Here is a 24,886-nt window from a genome sequence, read left to right as displayed (position 1 = left end):
CCGGACACCGCGGAGGCTCGGACGCCCGGCGCCGGGGAGCCTCGGACTCCGGGCACGGGGGAGGTTCGGACGCCCGGCGCCGGGGAGCGTCGCACTCCGGACGTCGCGGAGGCCCGGGCGTCGGACACCCCGCCGCCGGGGGCCGGTTCGGCGGTGGCCTGACCGGCCCGCCGAGCCCCGAGGGGCGTGGGCTCAGGACGCGCGGACCGGCTCCTCCAGAACGGCGCGGCCCGAGTCGACCGCCTCTGTCAGGGTCAGCTCGCCGCCGGCGAGCGCGCGGCAGGTGGCCGCGTCGGTCCGCAGCCGCACCTCGGCGTCGGCGGCCGGCCCCTCCCCGTACGTCACCTGGCCGCCGTCGCCGGACCGGACGTGGAACTCCCCCTCGTCCAGGGTCACCTGGACGACCCGTGCCCCGAGTCCCTCCAGGGCGGAGAGGAGCGGGATCGCGAACCAGTGCGCACGGACGGCGTCGGTCGGCCGGGGCTCGTCGAGGGCAGGCGCGCCCCAGGCGGCGAGAGCCCGCAGGACGGGCAGCAGCGCCCGTCCGCGCTCGGTCAGCTCGTACACGGACGCGGAGACGGGCGGCGGCATCCGGCGGCGGGTGACGAGCTCGGCGCCCTCCATGTCCTTGAGCCGGCCGGCGAGCATGTCGGTGCTGACGCCCGGGAGGTCGGCGTGCAGGTCGGTGTAGCGCCGCGGTCCCGCGAGGAGTTCACGGACGATCAACAGGGTCCAGCGGTCCCCGACGGCATCGAGCGCGCGCGCCGCGGCGCAGTACTGGTCGTAACTCCGGCGGCGAGACTGACGCGCCTGGCGTGACTGAGGTGCCATGCGACGCAGTCTAGACATGTTGTTGGACTTTCCAAGCTCGAACTTGGTAAAACCAAGCATCAACACTTCTGGGGAGGTCGGCGCATGGAGTTCCGGCAGTCGAGCAAGCTGAGCGAGGTCTGCTACGAGATCCGCGGCCCGGTCATCGAGCACGCCAACGCCCTGGAGGAGGCGGGTCACAGCGTCCTGCGCCTCAACACCGGCAACCCCGCGCTCTTCGGCTTCGAGGCGCCCGAGGAGATCGTCCAGGACATGATCCGGATGCTCCCCAGGGCGCACGGCTACACCGACTCCCGGGGCATCCTCTCCGCCCGCCGCGCCGTCGCCCAGCGCTATCAGTCGATGGGCCTGACGGACGTGGACGTCGACGACGTCTATCTCGGCAACGGCGTCTCCGAGCTCATCTCCATGGCCACCCAGGCCCTCCTGGAGGACGGGGACGAAGTCCTCGTCCCCGCCCCCGACTACCCGCTGTGGACCGCCGTCACGACCCTCGCCGGCGGCCGGCCCGTGCACTACCTGTGCGACGAGTCCGCCGACTGGTATCCGGACCTCGACGACATGGCCGCGAAGATCACCGACCGCACCCGGGCCGTCGTCATCATCAACCCCAACAACCCCACCGGCGCGGTCTATCCCAAGGAGATCCTCGAGGGCATCCTCGACCTCGCCCGCCGGCACGGTCTGATGGTCCTCGCCGACGAGATCTACGACCAGATCGTCTACGACGAGGCCGTCCACCACCCGGTCGCCACCCTCGCCCCCGACCTGGTCGTCCTCACCTTCGGCGGCCTGTCCAAGACCTACCGGGTGGCGGGCTTCCGCTCCGGCTGGCTGGTCGTCACCGGCCCCCGGGAGCACGCCAAGAGCTACCTGGAGGGCCTGACCATGCTGGCCTCCATGCGCCTGTGCCCCAACGCCCCCGCGCAGTACGCCATCCAGGCCGCGCTCGGCGGCCGGCAGTCCATCCACGAGCTCACCGCCCCGGGCGGACGCCTGCGCGAACAGCGCGACCGGGCCTGGGAGAAGCTCAACGAGATCCCCGGCGTCACCTGCGTCAAGCCCAAGGGCGCCCTCTACGCCTTCCCGCGCCTCGACCCCGCCGTGCACCGCATCCACGACGACGAGAAGTTCGTCCTCGACCTGCTGCTGCGGGAGAAGATCCAGGTCGTGCAGGGCACCGGCTTCAACTGGCCGCGCCCGGACCACTTCCGCATCCTGACCCTGCCGTACGCGGACGACCTCGACGCCGCGATCAGCCGCATCGGGCGCTTCCTGAGCAGCTACCGGCAGTAGCCGCGGGGGCGGGGCGGCCAGGGCGGGCCGGCCGGTGCGGGGCGCCGGCCGGCGGCTTCCTCGCCCGGGAACGGCAGCGGGTCCGAGGGCGTAGCCTGCCCCCGGACCCTTTCGATGCCGCTCCTCTTCACACGCCGGCGCACTTGAGGACCCGGGTCAGTCGTCATTGCGTCGCGTCCTGCCGTTGGACCACCGCCGACCGAGAGCTCGGCGGACCAGATTCGAACTGGCATTTCGACGCACCAGGGCCCGGGCCCGGTCGATCCGGCGATGAGCGGCGCATGCTGAATCTGGAGCAATAGTCTGAGTTTGAACGCGATCCGTGTCAGAAGTGCTCTGGTGACCGGACCGCGCATTCACGACAAGGCTCAGCTTCAGCTTTGCGCTCCTCGCGCACCCCGACCGCACTCGCGGCCGGGGAGTTCATGGGACTACCCGAAAAGGTAGCCGAAGACGGCGTCGCCGACCCGCTGGTCGGTGACCTCGCTCCCGTTCGCCTCCTCGCGGGCGAACTTCACCGCCTGCTGGAGCTTCTCGACCCGCTCGGTCAGCTCGTTCACCCGCCGGGCGGGCAGCGCCCCGGAGAACTTCACGGTCGTCCAGTACCCGACCGGCACGTCCTCGTAGTACACCTCGACCTGCGCCGGGTGCTTCTCGGTCGCCTCCGCCTTGACGTGGTTGCGCGGCACCTTCTTCGTACGCACGGTGCGGACCGGCTCGGTCTTCCACGCGTCCGTCGACGGGTCCTGCGTCCACGACTCGGCGGCATCGAGCACCGGCAGCTTGCGGACGAAGGTGAGGATGTCCGTCAGCTGCTTCTCCAGGAAGAGCAGATACGCGACCGGCACGTCGCTCACCAGGACCCGTCCGTCGACGGTGATGTCGGCGCGGGCCTCGCAGTTCGCCCAGTCCTTGGTGGCGGTGACGTCGAAGAGACGGGTCAGCGTCCGCGCGGTGTCGCGCAGCACGTCCTCGGCCTTCACCTGCACCAGGGTCGACTCGGGCGGCAGCTGCTCGCCCTCCTCGTCCTTCGGCTGGTACGTCCGGGAGATGCCCGCCAGCAGGGCGGGCTTCTGCAGCCCGTGGTGGGCGGTGGTCAGGTCCTGATGCGCCCGGGACTTGACGCCTTTCTCCACGGCGATGATCTGATTGAGTTTCGTTGCCACGCGACCGACCCTAGGGTCCGGAGCCGCGTGAATCGAACTGTTTTTCCTGCCGGTTGAGTGTGCGAGGAGCGAACCCGTCATGGATACGGCGCTGATAGCCGTCGTGGGAACCCTGCTGGGCGTGGTGGCCACGCACTGGTTCCAGGGCCGCGCCGCCGAGCGCACGGCGGCGCTCGCGAGGACCGAGCAGCTGCGCCAGGAACGGATCGCCACCTACAGCGCCTTCGCGGGCGCGGTCGTCGACTACCGGCTCAGCCAGAACGACCGCTGGTTCAAGGCCCGGATCGAACCGGGGTCCGAGGAGGCCGAGGAGTCGCGGTTCGCCTCGTACCGGCAGCGCACCGCCGCCCGCCAGGCACTGTTCCGGGTCCAGCTCGTCTGCGACGACGCACGCGTGCGGGGTCTCGCCGAGGCCGCCTTCGAGACCACCCACTGCCTGCACGAGGCCACGGACGAGGCCGACCGGGCACGGCGTTCGGACGAGGCCAAGGAGGCCCTGGCCCGGTTCGTCGCGGCCGCCGCGCCGGGCGTGCGCTGAGGCGCGCGCGGGTAGAACAGGGCCGTGGATCTCGTCGCCCCGGTCGTGGTCGAACCGCTCAGACGACGCCGCTGCTCGGAATGCCGTCAGGGGCCGCTGGAGCGGATGATCGTCGAGTTCAACGCGCCCGTCTGTCTGGACTGCGCCGATCTCGGCCATCTCGTCTTCCTGCGCCGCGGCGACACCGCCCTCACCCGCCGCGCCCGCGAGGGCAGTGCGTTGTGGGCGGTGGTCGTCCGGCACAACCGGCGCCGGACCCGTTACGAGCGCCAGGGCCTGCTCGTCGAGGAGCCGGCGCTGGCCCGGGCGGAGGCGGCCTGCCTCGCGGACGCCGAGGCTCGGGCCCGGCGCCGGGCGCGGGACGCGGCGCGCCGTGCCGAGCGGGACGCCGCGGTCACGGCCGCTCTGGAGGAGGAGATCCTGCGCCTCTTCCCCGGCTGCCCGGCCGACCGGGCCGTACGGATCGCCGCGCACGCCTCGGCCAAGGGCACGGGACGGGTGGGGCGCACGGCCGCCGGCCGGGCACTGGACCGCGGGGCGGTCACGGCCGCGGTGCGCGCCGCCGTACGCCACGTGGACACCGAGTACGACACGCTGCTGATGACCGGGGTGCCGCGTCACCAGGCCCGGGTGAGGGTCGCCCCCACCATCGAGGCGGTGCTCCGGGCCTGGCGTGCGGACTGAGACGCGCCGGCGCCGTCCCGTCGGCGGGCGGCACGCCGGTCGTCCCGTCCGTGGGCGTCGTACCCGCGACTGCCCCGTCCGCGGCGGTCACCTCCGTGCGCGTCGCGACCGCGTGCCGCGAGGGGCGTGCGCGTCAGACCGCTCGGCCGGGGGCGTACGCGTCCGGCACGCGCCGTCAGGCCGCGCGCCGGGGAGCGCGGTTCAGGCCTCGCCACCCGCGCGGCGGGCCCGGCGGTAGAGCAGGGCGCCGCCGAGGAGGAGCGCGGCGCTGGCCGGGGCCGCGTAGCCGACGGCGTCGGAGCCGGTGCTGGCGAGCGAGACCGAGCTGGACTGCGGGGCGGGCCGCGGTCCCTCCTCGGCGGGGGCGGGCGGCAGGTGGCGGACCGGGGTCTGCGGGCGCGGGGTGGGGGTCTCGGGGTGCTCGCACTCCTCCTCGGACTCGTTGACCGAGGTGTTGCCGATGGCCGGGTTGCCGATGCCGACGACGTTGACCGAGTTCCCGCTGAGGTTCACGGGGAGGTCGACCGGCAGCTGGAGGCCGTTGCCGGAGAGCACGCCCGGGGAACCCGAGGTGTGGCTCTCGGCCGTGGCGCCGCCTCGGGAGCCGCTGTCGGAGGAGGCGCCGCCGCGCGGCGTGCCCGGCAGGTCCTTGTGCGTCGGGCCGCGGTCCTCGGCGCCGTGCCCCGCGGGCTGGGCGGACCGGTTGGCACAGCTGTTGCCGGCCGCCGGGTTGAGGAGGCCGACGACGTTGACGGTGTTGCCGCAGACGTTCACGGGCACGTGCACCGGCAGCTGAACCGTGTTGCCGGAGCCGACCCCCGGCGAACCGACGGCGGCGCCCTGTGCCGCGGAGTCGGCGTGGGCGGCGCCCGCCGAGAGCGCCAGCGCGCCACCGGTGACCAACAGTGTGGCCAGACCACTTCGGCGAATGTGCCTCATGGCTTCCTGCCTTCCGGATGTCTTCACGGGCACTCGCCCGTACCCGAAATAACGCCATCCATGTCTCGGCCGGATCCGACCATCGGTGTGTTTCACTCCATCGAGGGAGTGCGCGGGAGCGGATCCCGCCCCGGCGCTGACAGTTCGCGCCCCGCCGGGGCACGGCCGGAAAGCAGGTCCGCGACAAGGCGGGCCCACCGAGGCTCGGAAAGAGCAGGCGGGAGAGCCGGCCCGGGAGAACGGCGCCGACCCCAGACCACCGTCGGCCGAGGCACTGAACTCACACCGGCACAGGGGAAGTTGCTCATCTTCTCACGCGGTGCCGGCAGCGGCGGGTGTGGATCAGCGGCGCGGTCCGCCCGGGGATCCGCCGTCGGCCGGGCCGTCGGGTCCGACCGTTCCCTGGATCCGCATCCGGCCGACGGTGCCGACCTGGAGGGCGAAGCCCTGGACCCCTCCGTCGATGCTGTTGTTGACGACCGTGGTGGGCCGCGGCGTCGCCTCCCGGTCCTCGCCGGCCAACTCGGCGAGGATCGCACGCAGTTCCTCGGCGGCGGCCGGATCGGCGCGCAGGCTCCGGCGCATCCGCGCGCGCCATTCGGTGCGGGCCTCGGACCGGGCCTCGTCCACGGCCTCGCCGTCGCCGTCCCGCTCGGCGCGCAGCAGGTCGTCGCGGGCGGCCTCCAGCTCGGCGCCGACCTCTGCCTCGTCGGCTCCGGAGCGAGCCGCGAAGAACCGCGCGATCCTGGTCCGCGCCCGCTCCCAGCCGTCGCCGACCATCTGCTGCACGAGGGCGGTCGCCCCCGCCGTCGCCAGTGCCACCAACTCGGCTTCCACCGCGCCCCCTTCCAAGATCCTTCCGTCAGTCCAGCCTAACGGTCACCTTCCGAGCAGATCGGTGATCACACCGACCGGATCGGCGTCGGGCGTGCCCCGCGGCCACCAGTCCTCGCGGTCGGTGTCCGACTCGTAGCCGTACCAGAGTCCGTCGCGGCCGAAACGGAGCTGGAGGGAGCTGCTGGACAGGCGGTTGCGCCAGGGACGGAAGGCCGGCAGGTCGGCGGCGAGGAGGGCCGGGCGGGCCCGGTCGAAGGGGCCGGCGGGCGGGTCCCAGGGCTCCTCCAGGACCGCGAGCCCCGCGGAGCCGCCCTGGCGCCAGGCGGCGACCGCGCGCGCCAGGTCGGTGGGGGTGCGGTCCAGGGCGTAGGCCAGGTCGCGGTAGAGGGCGCGGGTGGAGGCCGTGAGGCCGGAGCCGGGATGCGCGGCGGCCAGCCGTACCGCGTCCTGCCACGGGGTGAGGGCGGCGACGGGGTCGTGCCCGGTGACGAGGAAGGTGTGGGCGCGGGCCGCGGCCTCGGAGGCGAGCAGGTCGAGGGCCAGCGGGTCGGGTGCCTCGGGGTCGGCCGGGAAGACGGCGGGGCGTCCGGGATGGGCGGGAGCGGGCAGCGGCGGCGGCAGGTCCGGCAGGGTGCGGCCGCCGCTGAGCGGCGCGAGCGCGGCGCGGGCCGGGACCGTCGGCAGGGCGGGGGTGGCGCCGGCGCCCTCGGCGGCCGAGCGGGCGGCGTTGCGCCGGGTGAGGTCGGCGAGGATCTCCTGCTCGCCGCGGCCGCGCATGAGGAAGAGGACGAAGGGATCCTCGTCGAGGAGCCGGGCGGACTGGTAGCAGAGGGCCGCGGCGTGCTTGCACGGGTAGCCGTCGTCGGGGCAGGAGCAGTCGGGGACGAGATCGCCGGGGGCGGGCAGCAGTCCCGTGACGGCCTCCAGGGCGTGCGGCACGTCCTTGTCGAGGAGGGCCGCGATGTGGTCGGGCCGGGCGGCGGCCTCGTCGAGGAACCGCTCCCAGTCGGCGTCTCGGAGGGTCCGCAGCCGGATCTCCGTGCGGTACGGCCGGGGGCGGCTGCCGTGGACGTAGGCGACGACGCGGCCGGGGGTGACGGTGATCGCGTCGACATGGCCGCGCCGGGCGTACGCCTTGCCGCGGGCGAGCCTGGCCGGGTCGAGGGCGATGTCCTCCAGGGCGTCCACCCAGGCGTTGCCCCACCAGGTGGCGGCGAAGCGCCCGTCGGGCGCCTCGCGCGGCGGCAGCTGGGGAAAGGTCCTGCGGCGGTCGTCGTGGCGGGGCAGCGCGGCGCGGGCCCCGCCCGCACGGAGCCCGGCGGTACGGGGGCGGCCGGGGAGGCGGGGGCCGTCGGCGCTCATGCGGGCCTCCTCAGGGACACCAGGTCGGCCAGTTCGCGGTCGGTCAGTTCGGTGAGGGCGGCCTCGCCCGAACCGAGGACGGCGTCGGCGAGGGCCCGCTTGGCGCGCAGCATCTCGGCGATGCTGTCCTCGACGGTGCCCTCGGCGATGAACCGGTGGACCTGGACGGGCTGCGTCTGCCCGATGCGGTACGCGCGGTCCGTGGCCTGCTCCTCGACCGCCGGATTCCACCAGCGGTCGTAGTGCACGACGTGCCCCGCCCGGGTGAGGTTGAGTCCGGTGCCGGCCGCCTTCAGGGAGAGCAGGAAGACGGGGACCTCGCCGGCCTGGAAGCGGTCGACCATCCGCTCGCGCTCGGCGACGGGAGTGCCGCCGTGCAGGAGCTGGGCTCCGATGCCCCGCGCGGCCAGATGGCCGGCGAGGAGCCGCGCCATCGTCACGTACTGGGTGAAGACGAGGACGGAGCCGTCCTCGGCGACGATCGTGTCGAGGACCTCGTCGAGGAGGGCGAGCTTGCCGGAGCGGCCGGCGAGCCGCAGGGCCCGCGCCCCGGCCTGGGCACGGGTCCCGGTGCCGGGCGGCTGCTCCTTGAGGTACTGGGCGGGGTGGTTGCAGATCTGCTTGAGCGAGGTCAGCAACTTCATGATCAGTCCGCGCCGGGCCATGCCCTCGGCGCCCTCGATCTGCGCCATCGTCTCGCGCACGACCGCCTCGTAGAGCGTGACCTGTTCACGGGTGAGGGCCACGGGGTGGTCGGACTCGGTCTTGGGGGGCAGCTCGGGGGCGATGCCCGGGTCGGACTTGCGACGACGCAGCAGGAACGGCCTGACCAGCCGGGCGAGCCGCTCGACCGCCTCCTCGTTCTCGATCTCCTCGCTGTTCTCCACGGCGCGGGCGTGCCGGGAGCGGAAGGCCTTCAGGGGGCCGAGGAGGCCCGGGGTGGTCCAGTCCAGTAGCGCCCACAGCTCGGAGAGGTTGTTCTCCACGGGGGTGCCGGTGAGGGCGACCCGGGCCGGGGTGGGGACGGTGCGCAGCGCCTTGGCGGTCGCCGAGAAGGGGTTCTTGACGTGCTGGGCCTCGTCGGCGACGACCATGCCCCACTCCTGCGCGGCGAGCTGGGGCGCGCTGGTGCGCAGGGTGCCGTAGGTGGTGAGGACGAAGCCGCCGTCGAGCCCTTCGAGGGTGCGGTCGGCGCCGTGGAAGCGACGGACGGGCACGCCGGGCGCGAAGCGCCGGATCTCCCGCTGCCAGTTGCCGAGGAGCGAGGCGGGGCAGACGACGAGGGTGGGCGCGCGGCGGGCCCGGCGCAGGTGGAGGGCGATGAGGGTGACGGTCTTGCCGAGGCCCATGTCGTCGGCGAGGCAGCCGCCGAGGCCCAGGGAGGTCATGAGGTCGAGCCAGGCCAGGCCGCGCAGCTGGTAGTCGCGCAGGGTGGCGTCGAGGCCGGGCGGCGGCGGGATGTCCTCGGGGCCGGCGAGCAGCCGGTCCCGCAGGGTCGCGAGGGCTCCGACGGGGACGGCGGGCACGGTCTCCCCGTCGACCTCCGCGGTGCCGGTGAGGGCGACGGCGAGCGCGTCGACCGGTTGAAGCAGGCCGAGTTCGCGCTTGCGGGCCTTGCGGACGAGGTCCGGGTCCACCACCACCCACTGGTCGCGCAGCCGGACGACGGGCCGATGCGCCTCGGCGAGGACGTCCATCTCGCGCGCGGTGAGGGGGTCGCCGTCGAGGGCGAGCTGCCAGTTGAAGCGCAGCAGCTCCTCGCTGTCGAAGAAGCCGGTGCCGTCGGTGGCGGACCCGGGCGCCGAGCGGGCCGGCCGGACGACGGCGGAGGCGGTGAGGGAGCGGGCGAGGTCCCGGGGCCAGTGCACGGCCACCCCGGCGTCCGCGAGCCGGGCGGCGGCGGGGCCGAGCAGCTCGTACAGCTCGTCCTCGGACACGGACAGGACGTCGGGCACGTCCCGCTCCATGAGGCGGCCGAGGGGCGGCCAGACACGGGCGGCCCGGCGCAGGGCGAGGACGGCGTCGACACGGGCGCGCGGCCCGAAGTGCTCGTCCCCGTCCCCCGCCCACATGGCCGCGGCGTCGATGACGAGGGTGGGGTCGGCGAGGCTGTGCACCTGGAGGAGCGCGGCGGCGGCCTGCCGCTCCGCACCGCTGCCGTCCGCCGAGGCGTCGAACAGCTCGTACCCGGACAGGTCGAGACGGAGCGAGACCCGGACCCCGGCGTCCATGCCGGCGGCGGCCTCGGCGGCCCAGGCCCGCGCGCGGGGCAGGTGACGGGGCTCGCGGGCGGCGAACGGCGCGCCGACCGCGTGGGGCGCGGCGGGGGTGCGGGGCAGGGTGTCGGCGACGGCGTCGAGGAAGGCGCGCACGAGTGCCTCCGGCTCGGGCAGCCGGAGCGGGCCGCTGACGGGGACGGGCACGGCGTGCGCCTCGTACGGCATGGCGGCCGCGATCGCCCGCAGGTGGGCGATGTCGTCGGCGTCGAGCGGCCCGGCCCGCCAGGCGTCGTGGTCGTCGGCGGTGAGCCCCGGCAGCAGGCGGCCGCGGGCGATCAGGTGCAGGGCGTGCAGGGCGGCGGCGCCCCAGCAGGCGGTCGCGGGATGCGCCGCCGGGTGCTCCCGGGCGGCGACCAGGTGGGGCAGGGCCTCCGCGACGGGCAGCAGGACGGCGGGCACGGTCCGCGTACGTGCCCCGGTGCCGTGCCGCCGCACGACGGTCAGCTCCCTCCGCTCGGCGCTGCCGGACAGGCCGGGACCGCCGTCCTCGTCCGGCTGGGTGCCGGGCAGGGGCCCGCCGTCGGGCGACCAGAAGGCGACCCGGCCCTCCCTGGGGAGGGCGGCGGGCAGGAAGACGGCGGCGCCGCCGAACAGGGCAGAGGTCACGTCGCTGCTCACCTCCCGGTCCGCGACGCATTTCCGATGGGAGTTCCGACCTTACGGGTGGGGTCTGACAACGGCCGTCTCCGGTGCTTCCCCCGACCGGCCCAACGGAACATGACACGGGCACCGGGAGGCGGCACTGTGGCGGGGAACAGGCTTCGCCCGCGATCATGCCGCGGCCGCCCACGCCCGAAAGACGAGGTTTCCGCCATGTCCCTTCACCGGCGTCTCACCACCGTCACCGGGGCCGTCCTGCTCTCGCTCACGGTCGCGGGCTGCTCGGGTCTCGGCCGCACCGCGGTGGGACCCGTCTCGTACGAGACGGGTCGTGAGTTCGTGGTGAGCGTGACCAGCCCCTCCGTGAAGGGCTGCCACCGCCTGGCGCCGACGGGGGCGACGCGGGTCGAGAACCACACGCTGGTGGACCTCCAGCTCTACCGGACCCGCGACTGCCGCGACAATGACCCCATCTACGTGGCGACCAACACCACCGACGAGATCGCGCGGGGCACCCTTCCCTGGCGCAGCTACAGCTTCGTCCACTGACCCGCGCGGGCCGTCTCGCCCGGGTCCCGTCCTCCGTCACACCACGGCCGGCGGCCGGCCCGGCCGCCGCGAGACCGCCTCGCGAGACCGCCTTCGAAGGCCTCGGGGTCAGGCGCCGGGACGGGAACCGGGCTGGAACCGGGCGGGACGGCGCCGGTGATCACGCCGGGCTCGCCGCCGGCCGGCGCCTGGGGTAGAGCTCGACGGCGCAACCGTCCGGGGTGATGCGCCCGGGCCCGGTGCTCCGGTGCCCCTCGCGTGCGCTCATGCCCTCTCGCGTCCCTCCCTCGCCCGGCCGTCGTGCGCCGCGGCCCGCGGGCGGCTCTTTCGGATCGCGTGTCGTGGGTGGATGCTGGAAGTGCCCTCTGAGGTCTGTGGGGTCCCCTCACCCGGGAGGCGCGTCATGCGTACGGGGAGTGAACCGGCGACCGCGCGCAGTGCGCTGCGGCTGCGGTTCTGGCTGAGCCTGTGGGGGGCGCTGTGGGCGGCCTTCGGCACGACCGTGTTCCTGCTCGTCGGGCGGCCGGGCTGGGCTGCGGCGTGCGGCGTCCTGTTCGTGGTGGCCGCCACCGACCTGGTCCTGGTCACACGGCACATCCGGCAGGGCCCGCACTGGCAGCCGGGGCGGGACATCCCGCCGTACGAGCCGGATCACGGCGGGCGCGGGCGCCGGGGCCCGCGGCCCTGAGAAGCGTCGCGGGGACCCGGCGCTGCCGCCGGCGCGTCACTCGGCCGTCGTGTCGAACCGGGCCGCCTCCAGGTACTCCGGCTTGGGGTCGAGCGCGGCGGCGAGGCGGAAGTGGCGGGCGGCCTGGTCCGGGCGGCCTGAGCGCTGGAAGGTGCGGGCGAGCGCGAAGTGCGCGAACGCGTTGTCCGGTTCGTGGTCCACGATGTGCTGGAACTCGCGCTCGGCCCTTCCCAGTTGGGCGGACGCGAAGTACGCGCGGGCCCTGAGCAGGCGCGCCGCGCCGCTCTCCGGGTGCGCCTCGATGACGGAGTCCAGCAACTTGATCGCACCGCGCGGGTCCCGGGCTTCGAGCAGCTGCTCGGCCGCGCGGAAGGCGATGACATGGGTCTCCGGGTTCGACTCGGCCACGCGGGCGTCCTTTCCGTCGCTGCGGTGGTCCAACATCGGGCCCGCCGGCGGTATTCCGTACGACGTACAAGCCCCAGCCGGCCCCCTGCGATCCCTACCCAGCCCGACGGCCGATGGACCGGCGCCGGACTACCGGCTTTCCCCGGCCCGCTCGCGGAGCTCCGCCCAGATCGTGCGCACCTGGGGCTCCAGGGCCTCCAGGGGGCCGTCGTTGTCGACGATCAGGTCGGCGACGGCCCGGCGCTGTGCTCGGGTGGCCTGCGCCGCCATCCGGGCGCGGGCCTCGGGCTCGGTCATGCCGCGCAGCCGGACGAGCCGGTCGAGCTGCGTCTCCGGGGCGGCGTCCACGACGACGACAAGGTCGTAGAGGGGCGCGAGGCCGTTCTCGGTGAGCAGGGGGACGTCGTGGACGACGACGTCCCCGGGGCCCGCGAGGCCCTCCAGCTCGGCGGACCGGGCGCCGACGAGCGGGTGGACGATCGCGTTGAGCGCGGCCAGACGCCCGGGGTCGTTGAACACGATCGAGCCGAGCTTCGGCCGGTCGAGGGTGCCCTCGGGGGTGAGGACCTCGGGGCCGAACTCCGCGACGACGGCCGCGAGCCCGGGCGTGCCGGGCTCGACGACCTCGCGGGCGATACGGTCGGCGTCGATCAGTACGGCACCGTACGAGACGAACAGCCGGGACACTTCGCTCTTGCCGGCGCCGATTCCACCGGTCAGGCCCACCTTCAGCATGAGCGGCAGCTTAGATCCCGCTCCCGGGCCGCTACGCGTCGCCCTCCCGTTCGGCCAGGAAGCGCTCGAACTCCCGGCCCAGTTCGTCGGCGGAAGGGAGGTCGACGGGTTCGGCGACCAGGCTGCCGCGGGTCTCGGCTCCGGCGACGGCGTCGTACTGGTGCTCAAGGCCCTGGACGAGCGTGGTCAGCTCCTCGTCGCCCTCGCCGATCTGGCGCTCGATCTCGGTCTGGGTGCGCCGGGCCTCGGTGCGCAGGGCATGGGCGACGTCGGGCAGGACCAGACCCGTCGCGGCGGTGATGGCCTCGAGGGCGGTCAGGGCGGCGTCCGGGTACGAGGACCGGGCCACGTAGTGCGGGACGTGGGCGGCGACGCCGAGGGTGTCGTGGCCGGCCTCGGTGAGGCGGAACTCGACGAGGGACTCCGCGCTGCCGGGCACCTGGGCCTCGTCGAAGGGGCTCCGGTGGCCGGGCATGAGGTCGGTGCGGCTGCCGTGCGGGGTGAGGCCCACGGGGCGGGTGTGCGGCACGCCCATGGGGATGCCGTGGAAGTTGACCGAGAGGCGAACCCCCAGGCGCTCGACGATCTGGCCCACGGCGGCGGCGAACCGCTCCCATTCGACGTCCGGCTCGGGTCCGGACAGCACCAGGAAGGGCGCGCCGGTGGCGTCCTGCACGATCCGCACCTCGATGGAGGGCGTCTCGTAGGAGGTCCAGCGGTCGCGGCGGAAGGTCAACAGGGGGCGGCGGGCGCGGTAGTCCACGAGCCGGTCGTGATCGAAGCGGGCCACCACCTGGTGGGGCAGCGTCTCGAGCAGGCCGTCGACGATCTGCTCGCCGGTCTCACCTGCGTCGATGTAGCCGTCGAAGTGGTAGAGCATGACCAGCCCGGCCGACTCCTGCGCCAGGGCCAGGTCCACCACGGCCAGGCCCTTCTGGTCCCATTCGTACAAATCCTGGGGATCAAGCACGATTTCCGCTCCTCCTCGCGTTCTTCCAGCACAACGTCGGCCGGCACAGCACCATTCCCGCCTGCACGGCGAAAAGAGCGCGGAAGGGAAAGCACCGAGGAGAGGCGGCGAGGCGCCGGCGTGGAGGGTCGCCCGAGGCGGAAACGACCGAGGCCCGTCTCCCCGGAGGGAGACGGGCCTCGGTGCTGCTAGCTACTGGAGCTCAGCGGAGAGCCGGATTCAGCTCTGGCCGCCGGCCAGCTTCTCGCGGAGGGCAGCCAGGGCCTCGTCCGACGCCAGGGCGCCGGAGTTGTCGTCCGACTCCGAGGAGTACGAACCACCGGAGACACCCGCCGGGGCACCGGCCGGAGCGGCGGCGCCACCCTCGGCAGCGGCGGCCTCGTCGGCCTCGCGGGACTTGATGACCTGAGCCTGGTGCTGCTCGAAGCGCTGCTGCGCCTCGGCGTACTGGGTCTCCCAGGCCTCGCGCTGGGTCTCGTAGCCCTCGAGCCAGTCGTTGGTCTCGGGGTCGAAGCCCTCGGGGTAGATGTAGTTGCCCTGGTCGTCGTAGGACGCGGCCATGCCGTACAGGGTCGGGTCGAACTCGACCGAGGCCGGGTCGGCACCGAAGGACTCGTTGGCCTGCTTCAGCGAGAGGCTGATGCGACGACGCTCGAGGTCGATGTCGATGACCTTGACGAAGATCTCGTCGTTGACCTGGACGACCTGCTCCGGGATCTCCACGTGGCGCTCGGCCAGCTCGGAGATGTGGACCAGACCCTCGATGCCCTCGTCCACGCGGACGAACGCACCGAACGGAACCAGCTTGGTGACCTTACCCGGAACGACCTGGCCGATCTGGTGGGTACGGGCGAACTGCTGCCACGGGTCCTCCTGGGTCGCCTTCAGCGACAGGGAGACACGCTCGCGGTCCATGTCGACGTCGAGAACCTCGACGGTGACCTCCTGGCCGACCTCGACAACCTCGGACGGGTGGTCGATGTGCTTCCAGGACAGCTCGGAGACGTGCACGAGGCCGTCGACGCCACCCAGGTCCACGAAGGCACCGAAGTTGACGATCGAGGACACGACGCCCGAACGGACCTGACCCTTCTGGAGGGTCGTGAGGAAGGTCTGGCGAACCTCGGACTGGGTCTGCTCGAGCCAGGCGCGGCGGGACAGGACCACGTTGTTGCGGTTCTTGTCCAGCTCGATGATCTTCGCCTCGAGCTCCTTGCCCACGTAGGGCTGGAGGTCGCGGACGCGACGCATCTCGACCAGGGAGGCCGGGAGGAAGCCGCGGAGGCCGATGTCGAGGATGAGACCACCCTTGACGACCTCGATGACGGTACCGGTGACGATGCCGTCCTCTTCCTTGATCTTCTCGATGGTGCCCCAGGCGCGCTCGTACTGGGCGCGCTTCTTCGAGAGGATCAGGCGGCCTTCCTTGTCCTCCTTCTGGAGAACCAGGGCCTCGATCTCGTCGCCGACCTTGACGACCTCGTTCGGGTCGACGTCGTGCTTGATCGAGAGCTCGCGGCTCGGGATGACACCTTCGGTCTTGTAACCGATGTCGAGCAGGACCTCGTCCCGGTCGACCTTCACGATGACGCCGTCGACGATGTCGCCGTCGTTGAAGTACTTGATCGTCTCGTCGATCGCGGCGAGGAAGGCTTCCTCGTTACCGATGTCGTTGACCGCAACCTGCGGGGTGGTGGCGGTGGTCTCGGTGCTGCTCGTCATGTGGGAAAGGGCTCCGGTACGGACATGAAGTCGTAGGTACTGCTACGCCGAGAGCCCGTATCGCAGCTGAAGAAGCCGGACAGCCAAAGAGGCACCTGACCCGAAGAACGGGGGCGCCTCGAAAACCGAGGGGACATACAACAGATGCGAGCGCGACCTGCTCCGTCTGAGGCGCGCAGGCCCGCAGCGCAACCTTTAGCATACGGGGATGGCCGGACAGGGTCAATGCGCGAAGCGCACACCCGGGGCGGATCACCGCATACCCGGCACAACTCGTGTCGTCCCAGGCCATCCTGGGCACGGACGACCGCGTCGCATCTCCGCGCGCGGCACTGAGCGCAAACTACATCGACGGGCGAGATGAACCAAGAGTACGAACAGGAAGTCGGCCCCGAGGACGACGCGGAGGCGACCCGGCGTGACGCGGGGGACGCGGAGAGCAGCCGGGCCAGCCGGGGCTGGTGGGACAGGAACGCCGACGAGTACCAGAGCGAGCACGGAGCGTTCCTCGGGGACGACCGGTTCGTCTGGGGACCCGAGGGGCTGGACGAGGCGGACGCGGCGCTGCTCGGGCCGGCCGGCTCGCTGAAGGGACGCGACGTCCTGGAGATCGGCGCGGGCGCGGCGCAGTGCTCGCGCTGGCTGGCGGCCCAGGGCGCCCGACCGGTCGCCCTCGACCTCTCTCACCGGCAGCTCCAGCACGCGCTGCGGATCGGCGGCGACGTCCCGCTCGTGGAGGCGGACGCGGGGGCGCTGCCCTTCCGCGACGGCTCCTTCGACCTGGCGTGCTCCGCGTACGGCGCGGTGCCGTTCGTGTCCGATCCGGTCCGGGTCTTCCGCGAGGTGCGCCGGGTGCTGCGGCCGGGCGGCCGGTGGGTCTTCTCGGTGACGCACCCGATCCGCTGGGCCTTCCCGGACGAGCCGGGCCCCGAGGGACTGTCGGTGGCGGCCTCCTACTTCGACCGGACGCCGTACGTCGAGCAGGACGAGCGCGGGCAGGCGGTCTACGTCGAGCACCACCGGACCGTCGGGGACCGGGTGCGGGACGTGGTGGCCGGCGGCTTCCGGCTGCTCGACCTGGTGGAGCCGGAGTGGCCGGCCTGGAACAGCCAGGAGTGGGGCGGCTGGTCCCCGCTCCGGGGGAACCTGATCCCGGGCACGGCGATCTTCGTCTGCGAGCGGACGGACGACTGACGGACGCCCGCCGGCCCGCACGACCGGCCACGGCCCCCTCCTTTAGTCATATGAATCGGTGGGGGCTGTGGACGACGGGACGCACCCGGTCGGCCCGGCGTACGAGACTTGCCGTGTGATCCGACACGACGCACTCGACCGTCTTCCCGTCCGCCATGCCGTCCCCGAGCTGCTGACCGCGCTCGAGGAACGCGGCACGGCGGTGCTGCACGCCCCGCCCGGGACCGGCAAGACCACGCTGGTCCCGCTCGCCCTCGCGGGCGTTATAGGGGACGGGCCGGAGCGCCGGGTGCTGGTGGCCGAGCCGCGCCGGATGGCGGTGCGGGCGGCGGCGCGGCGCATGGCATGGCTGCTGGGCGAGGAGGTCGGCGGGACCGTCGGCTTCTCGGTGCGCGGGGAGCGGCGGACCGGGCCCGCGACCCGGGTCGAGGTGGTGACCACGGGTGTCCTGCTCCAGCGGCTCCAGCGCGATCCGGAGCTGGCGGGAGTGGACGTGGTGCTGCTCGACGAGTGCCACGAGCGGCATCTGGACGCGGACACGGCCCTGGCGTTCCTGGTGGACGTGCGGGCGGCACTGCGGCCGGAGCTGAAGCTCATCGCCGCATCGGCGACGAGCGACGCGAAGGCGTGGGCCGATCTGCTGACCCTCCAGGACGGCGGCGCGGCTCCGGCACCCGTCGTCCGGGCCGAGGGCCGGATGCACGGCTCGGCGATCCACTTCGCCCCGCCGCCGTCCGGAGTGCGGCCGGCGCACGGCACCTGGGTGGATCCCGCACTGCTGCGCCACGTCGCCGCGACGGTCAGGGAGGCTCTGGAGCGGCACGAGGGCGACCTCCTCTGCTTCCTGCCGGGGACCGGCGAGATCGCGCGGACGGCCGGGCTGCTCGCGGATCTGGACGCCGAGGTGCTCCAACTGCACGGCCGGGCGCCGGCGGCGGTCCAGGACGCGGTGCTGCGGGGCGCGGGCCCCGGCGGGCGGCGCCGGGTGGTCCTGGCGACCTCGGTGGCGGAGTCGAGCCTGACCGTGCCGGGCGTGCGGATCGTCGTGGACTCGGGGCTGGCGCGCGAGCCGCGGATGGACCACGCACGGGGCCTCGGCTCACTGGCGACGGTCCCGGTGTCCGTCGCGGTCGCCACGCAGCGCACGGGCCGGGCCGGGCGCGAGGGCTTCGGCACGGTGTACCGCTGCTGGTCGGCCGCGGAGGACGCGCGCCAGGCCCGGTTCCCCTCCCCCGAGATCAAGGTCGCCGATCTGACCGACTTCGCGCTGCGGGCCGCCTGCTGGGGCGATCCGACGGCGGCCGGGCTGGCGCTCCTGGACGCGCCGCCGGCCGGGGCGATGGCGGCGGCCCGCGCGGTGCTGGCGGCGGTCGGCGCCGTGGACGCGGACGGCCGGGCGACGGACCGGGGCATGCGGATGTCACGCCTCGGCCTGCATCCGCGGTTCGGCCGGGCGCTCCTCGACGGCGCCGCCGAGGTCGGCACCCGACGGGCGGCCGAGGTGGTGGCGCTGCTGAGCGAGGAGCCGCCGAGGGAGTACGGGGACGATCTGGCGGCGGCCTGGCGCGAGGCACGCCGGGGCGGCGACGGGTACGCGGCGCGCTGGAAGGCGGAGGTGCGGCGGCTGGAGCGGTCGGCCGGGGACGGCGGTACCGGGGCGGGCAGTCGCACGCGGGAAGGAACGGCCGGGGACGACGCGGTGGCCGGTCTGGTGACGGCGCTCGCCTTCCCGGAGCGGGTGGCACGGGCCCGGGAGCAGGGCGGCTATCTGATGGTGTCCGGTACCGGGGCCCGGCTCGCCGAGGGTTCGCGGCTCGGGGCGGCCGGCCGGTGGCTGGCCGTGGCGGTGGCGGACCGCACGGCGCAGAGTGCCACGGCACGGGTGCGGCTCGCGGCGGTGGTGGACGAGCGGATCGCGCGGTGGGCGGCGGGCCATCTGCTGGACACGGGCGAGGAGGTCCACTGGGAGGACGGGGACGTGGTGGCCCGGTCGGTGGAGCGGCTGGGGGCGGTGGAGCTCACGGTGCGCCCGCTGCGGGAGGACGCCGATCCCGCTCTCGTCAGGGAGGCGCTGCTCGACGGGCTGCGCCGGGAGGGCACGGGGCTGCTGCGGTGGAGCCGGGACGCGGAGGCACTGCGGCGACGACTGGCCTTTCTGCACCGGGAGTTGGGCGAGCCGTGGCCGGACGTGTCGGAGGAGGCGCTGCTCGGGCGGGCCGAGGAGTGGCTGGAGCCGGAGCTGTCCCGGGCGCGGCGGCGTGCCGATCTCGGCCGGATCGACGCCGGCGAGGGGCTGCGGCGGTTGCTGCCGTGGGCGACGGGCGAGGCGGGGCGGCTCGACGAGCTGGCGCCGGAGCGGATCGAGGTGCCGAGCGGATCGCGGATACGGGTGGAGTACGAAGGGGAGCGACCGGTGCTCGCGGTGAAGCTCCAGGAGATGTTCGGGCTCGCCGAGACGCCCCGGGTGGCGGGCGTGCCGGTCCTGGTGCACCTGCTCTCCCCCGCCGGGCGGCCCGCCGCCGTGACCTCCGACCTGGCCTCGTTCTGGCGGGACGGGTATCGCGCGGTGCGGGCGGAGCTGCGCGGGCGCTATCCCCGGCACCCGTGGCCGGAGGACCCGTCGGCGGCGGAGCCCACCCGGTACACCAGCGCCCGGCTCAGGCAGGAGCGGTGACCGGGGCCGGACCGGCCGCCGGGCCGGGCTCGGGTGCGGGACGGCGGGAGCGGGCTTCGAGCCAGAGGGAGAGGGCGAGCAGGAGGAGGGCGAGGACGGTGAACGTCCAGGGGAGGTAGGAGACGAGCATCAGCACCATCAGACGGTTGCTCCGGACCAGGTCGACGACGTAGGCGATGTAGTCCTCGCGCATCTTCACGTGGCCCGCGAAGACGGTGACGGTGTCCTGGCCCATGAGGGCGCGGGCGTTGCGGAGCTCCTCCTTGTGGATCTCCTCGCCGTTGACGGGGGCGCCGGTGACGGGGTCGACCCAGAACATGCGCTTGGTCGTGTACCAGCGGGTGAGGCCGGTCTTGGCGAGTACGTCGGGGGTGATGCCCTGGACGGGCATCGTCTTGGGCATGGGCACCTTGGTCCAGGGGACGGTCTGCTCGAAGTAGTAGACGTCCAGTCCGCGGAAGGTGCGGGTGCCCTTGTAGTGGATGGGGGCGGATGTGCGGGTCTGGGCGTCGAAGTACTGGTAGTCCCGCTTCTCGGTGAGGAAGGGCCACTTGAACTCGATGCCCTCGCGCCGGACCGGGTCACCGTCGACCTGCTCGCCGGTGGCGTGGACCGGCTCCTGGGTGTGGGCGTCGAAGATGTAGCGCTCGGGGATCTTGGAGACCATCTTTCCGTCGGGACCGAGGACGTAGGAGAGGGAGTCCCAGACGACGACGTCGCGGCCGGCGTCCGCCTCGATCCTCTTCGACTCCTCCACGTTGCCCTTGAGGGTCTGGACGATCGTGATCTTGTCGACCCTCTCGGACTTGAGCGTGGAGTAGTTGAGCAGGGTGGCCGGCTTCGCCTCCAGGACGGTCTCCTGGTACTGGTTCGGCGGGATCTTCGCGAGGCGCGGGAAGGCGTACCAGCGCAGGGTGGGGGCCATCGCGGCGAAGAAGACGGCGAAGGCGAGCAGGACGAGGCTGGCTCGGCGGCGCATCGCTCGGCCCCTCACTTCTTGGGGCCGGGGTCGGCGGTCAGCAGGGGCTTGGGCGAGGTGGGTCCGTCCGGCGGCAGATCGACCAGGGAGACGAGCAGGACGAAGAGGAGGACGGGGACGAGTCCGATGACGGCGGCGACAAGGGCGCGCATGGCCGGCCTCCCGGTGCGGCTGGATCTGATACGTCGTCAGGGCGGGGGGCACCGTAGCAACGCGACCGCGAGATGAGAACACGTTGCACTCAGAACACACACCGCCGCCCCCGGTCCGGAGGGACACGGGGGCGGCGGGTGGTCGCCGAAGGGGCGGCGTCAGGCGGAGGGCGTGGCCGCCGGCGTGGAGGCGGACGGCGACGGGTCCGGTGAGGTCGATCCGGACGGGGAGGGCGTCGGGGTCGGCTCCGGCTCCGGGGCGGTGACCTTCAGCTCCACGGTCACCGTGCCGCCGCCGGGAGCCGCCAACCGCAGCGTGAAGGTGCCGGCCTGGTCGCCCGCGAAGATCTTCGGCAGGACGAGAAGTCCGTCGGCGCCCGTCGTCAGCGTGAGGGTGCGGACCGCGGTGCCGTCCGCGGCCTTGAAGAAGGGGCCGTCGGTGGCGGGCTTCGGGTCGCCAGCCGAGGTGACGAAGGTGGCGGTGACGGCCACGCCGGAGGCGACAGCCCCACCGTCGGTGGCCTTGACCCGCACCTCGTCGGCGAAGTCGCCGCCGGTGGTGGCCGCGAGGTCCTTGGCGTCGAGGCGGGTGAGCGAGTCGGCGGCGCGCTCGGTGACGTTCACGGTGAAGGACACCGCGGTCAGGCTGCGGCCGACCACGGTGGCGGTCACCTTGAAGGCGCCGGTCCGCTCGCCGGCCCTGAGGGTCGGCGCGGCGGCCTTGCCGGTGCTCGCCGTGACGGCGGTGACCTCGCGGGCGCCGACGGCGAAGCGGGTGTCGGTGTCGCCCTCGATCCGGTAGCGCACCTGGACTCCGGTGACCGGCTTGCCCGCCCGGTCGAGCGCCTGGACCGTGAGCCGGTCCGCGAAGGTGCGGCCCGCGGTGGCGGTGAGGGTGCCGGAGGTGGCGCTGCTGATCCGTACGACCTTGGCCGCCGGGTCTGTGACGGGCGGGGTGGTCGGCGTCGGCTTGGGCTTGGCCGGGGTGGTGGGCTTCGGCGTCGGGACCGGCTTCACGGGGGCGGTCGGGGACGGGGTCGTCCGGCCGGGCGTGACGCCCCGGTTGTCGCTGCGGTCGCCGGGCAGCACACCCGTGCCGTCGGGCACCTGGTGGGAGCCGCGCTTGTAGTACTCGAACCAGGAGAGGACGGTGTTCAGGTACTCCGTCGAGCGGTTGTAGCTGAGGATCGCCCGGTCCAGGTCGGCCTTGACCGCGAGGTTGCGGTCGTTGGCGCAGAGGTAGAGACCGGCGGCCTGGGCCGCGTCGTAGATGTTGTTCGGGTCCTTCTTCCCGTCGCCGTTGGCGTCCTGGCCCCAGGTGGCCCAGGTGGACGGGATGAACTGCATCGGGCCTATCGCGCGGTCGTGCACGGCGTCGCCGTCGTAGGCGCCCTTGTCGGTGTCCGAGATGTTGGCGAAGCCGACACCGTTGAGGACCGGGCCGAGGATCGGGGAGGTCGTGGTGCCGTTGGCGTCGACCGCACCGCCGCGGGCCTGCCCGGACTCGACCTTGCCGATGCCCGCGAGGAGCTGCCACGGCAGGTTGCAGGCGGGGTCGGTGGAGCGTATCGACTGCTCGGCACGCTGATAGGCGGCGAGGACGGTCGCGGGTATACCGGCCTGCGCGGGGCCGGTGATGATGGGCAGAGTGGCGGGAGCACCCGGCTTGTTGGGGGTGTTCAGCGGGGGCAGGTCGGTGTAGTACGGCGTGTCACCGGAGGCCGAGCCGTCCGGGGGCGTGGTCGTGTCACCGGCGCCGACCGGCAGGTCACCGCTCGCGTTGTCCGCGGGCGGCGGCGTGCCCGGTGCCTGCGAGGCGGCGAGCGCCGCGACGGCCGCGGCCACCACCGCGCCGCTGGTGGCTCCCCTGCGCAGCCGACGGCCCAAGTGCGCTGCCATACGTGTGGTCCCTCCCCGTGTCCCGCCTCCGCGCTCCCCGCGCGAGTCCGACTGCTGACCCTATGCCAACTCGCGTCACCCCGACACCGGCCCCTGACCGTGTTTCACGGTTTCGTCACCACTTGGCCGTCCGGCCGTTCCAGGCTCGTCGGTCCTGAATACTGAACGCACTCCGGGCACATCGGACGAGGGGGAGATTCGTGCCGTTCACGCTCAGCCATGCCGCCGCGGTCCTGCCGGGCATTCGCCGGAACGGGACGGCCCGCGGCCCGCTGGTGGCGTCGGCGCTGGTCGCCGGTTCCTTCTCCCCCGACATGACGTACTTCGCGGCGACGGCCGTCCCCGACGCGATGTTCTTCGGGAACGTCACGCACTCCTTCCTCGGGGTCGTCACCGTCGACATGCTCATCACGGCCGCCATGGTGGGACTGTGGCTGCTGGTGCGTGAGCCTCTGGTGGCGCTGCTGCCGCGACGGTGGCGCGGCCGGGTGTACGCGATCGTCCGCGGACGGCCGTGGCGCGAGCGCCACCCGGCGGCGCTCGGCGCCTGGTTCGGCGTCTCGGCGGCGATCGGGGCGACGACGCACGTCGTGTGGGACGCCTTCACCCACCTCGACCGGTGGGGCACACGGCTGGTCCCGGTCCTGAGCGAGGTGGTGGGAGGCCTTCCCGTCTATCTGTACGCGCAGTACGGGGGCTCGGCGCTGGCCCTGATCCTGCTCGCGTGGTGCACGGTACGTGCGCTGCGCGCGGTGCCGGCGGACACACCGCTGCCGGCCGCGGTCCCGGTCCTCGACCGGCGCGGACTGCGGCTCGCGGCGGCGGTGGTCGGGGCCTGCGTCCTGGCCGGCGCGGCCCATCGCGTGCTGCGCTGGTACGCGTACTGGGGCCGGATCGACACGCCCTTGGACATCATTCCGACGTTCTGTTTCGGAGCGGGTGCGGGCCTGTTCCTCGGGGTGGTGCTGTACGGGGCCGGGCTGCGGGCACGGCTGTGGTCGGCGCGGCCGGAAGTGCGCGCGGAGGGGGGCCGTGAGCCGGGCGGCCGCTCGGAGGGGCCGGCTGCGCGGCGGGCGCCGGAACGCTCCCGTCCGGGACCTCGCTGATGCCCTCGACGGGGGTGAAGTCGCGCGAGGACGTGCCGCCGCCCAGGCGCCGGTGGACGACGAGCGCGATCCGCTCCAGGGTGCGCACGCCGTAGTGCATGGTGTCGTTGTCGTGGCTGAGGAGCGCGAGCCGGTAGTCGCGGCCGCCGCCACGGACGATGCCGAGGCTGTGGACCCGCCAGCCGTGGGTGGCGCGGGGCAGCCAGCCGTTCTTGAGGTGCACCTTGGCACCGCGCGGGGCGCCCGCGGTCACGCCCCAGGCCTGCCCGCGGACCACCCGGCCCATGAGGTCGAGGGCGGCGGGACGGCGGGCGACTGCGGCCAGCAGGGCGAGCTGGTCACGGGCGGTGGTGGCGGTCAGGCCCCAGTACAGGTCGTGGCCGAGGACGGTGTCGGTGGCGCCGGCCTCACGCAGGACGCGGCGCAGCCGGGCGCGGGAGAGGCCGGACCACAGCCCGGTCGCGGCCTTGTTGTCCGAGCGGGTGATCATCGCTTCGAGGCGCTGGGACTCCTGGCGGGTGGGCGCGCGGCCGAGTTCCTCGGCCCGGCCGAGCACGGCTTGCATGATCAGCACCTTCGCGATGCTGGCGGAGTCGTGGGGACGCCGGTCGGAGAGGGCGCAGCGCAGTCCCCGACGGGGGTCGTGCACCGCGAGGGAGACGGTGCTGTCGCGGCCCTTGAGGGCGGCTCGGATGTCCGCGGAAAGGCGGGCGGCCAGGGTGGGGTCGCGGGGCGAGGTGCAGAGGGCGGGGGCGGTCGCCGTGACCGTGGTGGCAGCCCGGGCCAGGGGGGTCGGCCAGGCTTCGGCGGTCGGCTCGGCCTCGGTGGTCGGCCCGGCCATGGCGGTCACCTTGACCTCGGTGGTCGGCCCGGCCACAGCCGTCGCCTGGGCCTCGGTGACCGCCCTGAGCGGGGCGGTACGGGCCGCCGCAGGTGCGGGGAGCGGGGCCGTTGCGGCCGTACGGGGCGGGGCCGCCGCGCCGGTGGCGCCAAGGGTGCCGAGGAGGGCGCCGGTGAGGGCCAGGGCGCGTAGCCGGGGGCGGCGGGTCGTGATCACGGGCATGGGGCCAGTCTCGGGACGCCCGGCCGCCCGGCGCCCCGCCACTGGTCCAACCGGCCCAAGCGGCGCGGAGTCTGATCGACCGGAGGCTCGGCCGGGAACGGCGGCGTGGTGGGTACGGGCGGAACGGGGGCGGCGAGCGGTGCAGAGGCACGGTCCGTGCGCCCACCCGTCCCGCCTGGGGCCTCCGGACTGGGTCCGGGGCAGGACGATTCCCC

The 24,886-nt window shown here is 73.7% G+C and carries 21 protein-coding genes and 2 pseudogenes; 8 read left to right on the top strand and 15 right to left on the bottom strand.

Annotated elements, in window-relative coordinates:
- Positions 1-192: 192 nt before the first annotated feature.
- A complete protein-coding gene (locus ACIRQF_RS25275; protein ID WP_376629623.1) occupies positions 193-849 on the bottom strand; it encodes a winged helix-turn-helix transcriptional regulator in 657 nt (218 codons plus the stop codon).
- Positions 850-915: 66 nt separating this feature from the next.
- Here ACIRQF_RS25275 and ACIRQF_RS25270 point away from each other — a divergent pair, with 66 nt between their 5' ends.
- Complete coding sequence (locus ACIRQF_RS25270; protein WP_376629621.1) at positions 916-2,127, top strand: pyridoxal phosphate-dependent aminotransferase; 1,212 nt, start codon at positions 916-918, stop codon at positions 2,125-2,127.
- A gap of 431 nt (positions 2,128-2,558) precedes the next feature.
- Here the strand turns inward: ACIRQF_RS25270 and ACIRQF_RS25265 are convergent, their stop codons facing one another.
- Positions 2,559-3,293, bottom strand: a complete 735-nt coding sequence (locus ACIRQF_RS25265; protein WP_382483013.1) for a hypothetical protein — start codon at positions 3,291-3,293, stop codon at positions 2,559-2,561.
- 79 nt (positions 3,294-3,372) lie between these two features.
- On the opposite strand from ACIRQF_RS25265, the gene ACIRQF_RS25260 reads away from it, so the two are divergent.
- Entirely contained in the window at positions 3,373-3,831 is a 459-nt protein-coding gene (locus tag ACIRQF_RS25260; RefSeq protein ID WP_404095233.1) for a hypothetical protein, read from the top strand.
- A gap of 24 nt (positions 3,832-3,855) precedes the next feature.
- Positions 3,856-4,515: a DUF2293 domain-containing protein gene (locus tag ACIRQF_RS25255; RefSeq protein WP_376629615.1), complete on the top strand. Its 660-nt coding sequence runs from the start codon at positions 3,856-3,858 to the stop codon at positions 4,513-4,515.
- 201 nt (positions 4,516-4,716) lie between these two features.
- Here ACIRQF_RS25255 and ACIRQF_RS25250 read toward each other — a convergent pair whose 3' ends face one another.
- The 4 genes from ACIRQF_RS25250 to ACIRQF_RS25235 all read right to left on the bottom strand — a co-directional run bounded on the left by ACIRQF_RS25250 (position 4,717) and on the right by ACIRQF_RS25235 (position 10,538).
- Positions 4,717-5,454 (bottom strand): chaplin, encoded by a 738-nt coding sequence (locus tag ACIRQF_RS25250; protein ID WP_376629613.1) that lies wholly within the window; start codon positions 5,452-5,454, stop codon positions 4,717-4,719.
- Between the two features lie 342 nt (positions 5,455-5,796).
- Positions 5,797-6,291: a hypothetical protein gene (locus ACIRQF_RS25245; RefSeq protein WP_404095230.1), complete on the bottom strand. Its 495-nt coding sequence runs from the start codon at positions 6,289-6,291 to the stop codon at positions 5,797-5,799.
- 42 nt (positions 6,292-6,333) lie between these two features.
- On the bottom strand, positions 6,334-7,653 hold the full coding sequence (locus tag ACIRQF_RS25240) for an SWIM zinc finger family protein (RefSeq protein ID WP_404095228.1): 1,320 nt from the start codon (positions 7,651-7,653) through the stop codon (positions 6,334-6,336).
- Positions 7,650-10,538 carry a DEAD/DEAH box helicase gene (locus ACIRQF_RS25235; protein ID WP_404095225.1) on the bottom strand — a complete coding sequence of 963 codons (2,889 nt, stop codon included), beginning with the start codon at positions 10,536-10,538 and terminating at the stop codon, positions 7,650-7,652. Before ACIRQF_RS25235 ends, ACIRQF_RS25240 begins: the two co-directional genes overlap by 4 nt.
- A 207-nt stretch (positions 10,539-10,745) precedes the next feature.
- Here ACIRQF_RS25235 and ACIRQF_RS25230 point away from each other — a divergent pair, with 207 nt between their 5' ends.
- Entirely contained in the window at positions 10,746-11,081 is a 336-nt protein-coding gene (locus ACIRQF_RS25230; protein ID WP_382483021.1) for a hypothetical protein, read from the top strand.
- 134 nt (positions 11,082-11,215) lie between these two features.
- On the opposite strand, the pseudogene ACIRQF_RS25225 reads toward ACIRQF_RS25230, so the two are convergent.
- A pseudogene (locus ACIRQF_RS25225) lies at positions 11,216-11,349 on the bottom strand (SAM-dependent methyltransferase); the annotation flags it as partial.
- Between the two features lie 135 nt (positions 11,350-11,484).
- Between ACIRQF_RS25225 and ACIRQF_RS25220 the strand changes: the two are divergent.
- Positions 11,485-11,769, top strand: coding sequence for a DUF6343 family protein (locus ACIRQF_RS25220; protein WP_376629603.1), 285 nt, complete (start codon positions 11,485-11,487; stop codon positions 11,767-11,769).
- Between the two features lie 36 nt (positions 11,770-11,805).
- On the opposite strand, the gene ACIRQF_RS25215 is transcribed toward ACIRQF_RS25220, so the two are convergent.
- The 4 genes from ACIRQF_RS25215 to rpsA all read right to left on the bottom strand — a co-directional run bounded on the left by ACIRQF_RS25215 (position 11,806) and on the right by rpsA (position 15,604).
- Positions 11,806-12,177 (bottom strand): tetratricopeptide repeat protein, encoded by a 372-nt coding sequence (locus ACIRQF_RS25215; protein WP_376629601.1) that lies wholly within the window; start codon positions 12,175-12,177, stop codon positions 11,806-11,808.
- Positions 12,178-12,306: 129 nt separating this feature from the next.
- Positions 12,307-12,912, bottom strand: coding sequence for a dephospho-CoA kinase (gene coaE, locus ACIRQF_RS25210; RefSeq protein WP_404095221.1), 606 nt, complete (start codon positions 12,910-12,912; stop codon positions 12,307-12,309).
- 31 nt (positions 12,913-12,943) lie between these two features.
- Positions 12,944-13,882, bottom strand: coding sequence for a PAC2 family protein (locus ACIRQF_RS25205; RefSeq protein WP_404095218.1), 939 nt, complete (start codon positions 13,880-13,882; stop codon positions 12,944-12,946).
- Between the two features lie 219 nt (positions 13,883-14,101).
- Positions 14,102-15,604, bottom strand: coding sequence for a 30S ribosomal protein S1 (gene rpsA, locus ACIRQF_RS25200; RefSeq protein ID WP_019885395.1), 1,503 nt, complete (start codon positions 15,602-15,604; stop codon positions 14,102-14,104).
- Positions 15,605-15,964: 360 nt separating this feature from the next.
- Between rpsA and ACIRQF_RS25195 the strand changes: the two genes are divergently transcribed.
- Both ACIRQF_RS25195 and hrpB read left to right on the top strand, forming a co-directional pair.
- Positions 15,965-16,798 (top strand): class I SAM-dependent methyltransferase, encoded by an 834-nt coding sequence (locus ACIRQF_RS25195; protein WP_382483026.1) that lies wholly within the window; start codon positions 15,965-15,967, stop codon positions 16,796-16,798.
- A gap of 115 nt (positions 16,799-16,913) precedes the next feature.
- Positions 16,914-19,472: an ATP-dependent helicase HrpB gene (gene hrpB / locus ACIRQF_RS25190; protein ID WP_404095215.1), complete on the top strand. Its 2,559-nt coding sequence runs from the start codon at positions 16,914-16,916 to the stop codon at positions 19,470-19,472.
- Here hrpB and ACIRQF_RS25185 read toward each other — a convergent pair.
- From ACIRQF_RS25185 to ACIRQF_RS25175, 3 genes are all read right to left on the bottom strand, one after another.
- On the bottom strand, positions 19,456-20,451 hold the full coding sequence (locus tag ACIRQF_RS25185; RefSeq protein WP_404095213.1) for a DUF3068 domain-containing protein: 996 nt from the start codon (positions 20,449-20,451) through the stop codon (positions 19,456-19,458). The two genes, hrpB and ACIRQF_RS25185, sit on opposite strands and share 17 nt — an antisense overlap.
- An 11-nt stretch (positions 20,452-20,462) precedes the next feature.
- On the bottom strand, positions 20,463-20,603 hold the full coding sequence (locus ACIRQF_RS25180; RefSeq protein ID WP_376629590.1) for an SPW_0924 family protein: 141 nt from the start codon (positions 20,601-20,603) through the stop codon (positions 20,463-20,465).
- A 159-nt stretch (positions 20,604-20,762) separates the two neighbouring features.
- A complete protein-coding gene (locus tag ACIRQF_RS25175; RefSeq protein ID WP_404095208.1) occupies positions 20,763-22,502 on the bottom strand; it encodes a lytic transglycosylase domain-containing protein in 1,740 nt (579 codons plus the stop codon).
- 200 nt (positions 22,503-22,702) lie between these two features.
- Between ACIRQF_RS25175 and ACIRQF_RS25170 the strand changes: the two genes are divergently transcribed.
- A complete protein-coding gene (locus ACIRQF_RS25170) occupies positions 22,703-23,608 on the top strand; it encodes a DUF4184 family protein (protein WP_404095205.1) in 906 nt (301 codons plus the stop codon).
- A gap of 133 nt (positions 23,609-23,741) precedes the next feature.
- On the opposite strand, the pseudogene ACIRQF_RS25165 reads toward ACIRQF_RS25170, so the two are convergent.
- A pseudogene (locus ACIRQF_RS25165) lies at positions 23,742-24,098 on the bottom strand (serine hydrolase); the annotation flags it as partial.
- Between the last annotated feature and the right edge of the window lie 788 nt (positions 24,099-24,886).

Source organism: Streptomyces sp. NPDC101191, from assembly GCF_044767915.1.
In the GTDB taxonomy this organism is placed as follows: Bacteria; Actinomycetota; Actinomycetes; order Streptomycetales; family Streptomycetaceae; genus Streptomyces.
Note: the sequence above shows the minus strand (reverse complement) of the source record. Positions and strands in the feature narration are given on the sequence as shown.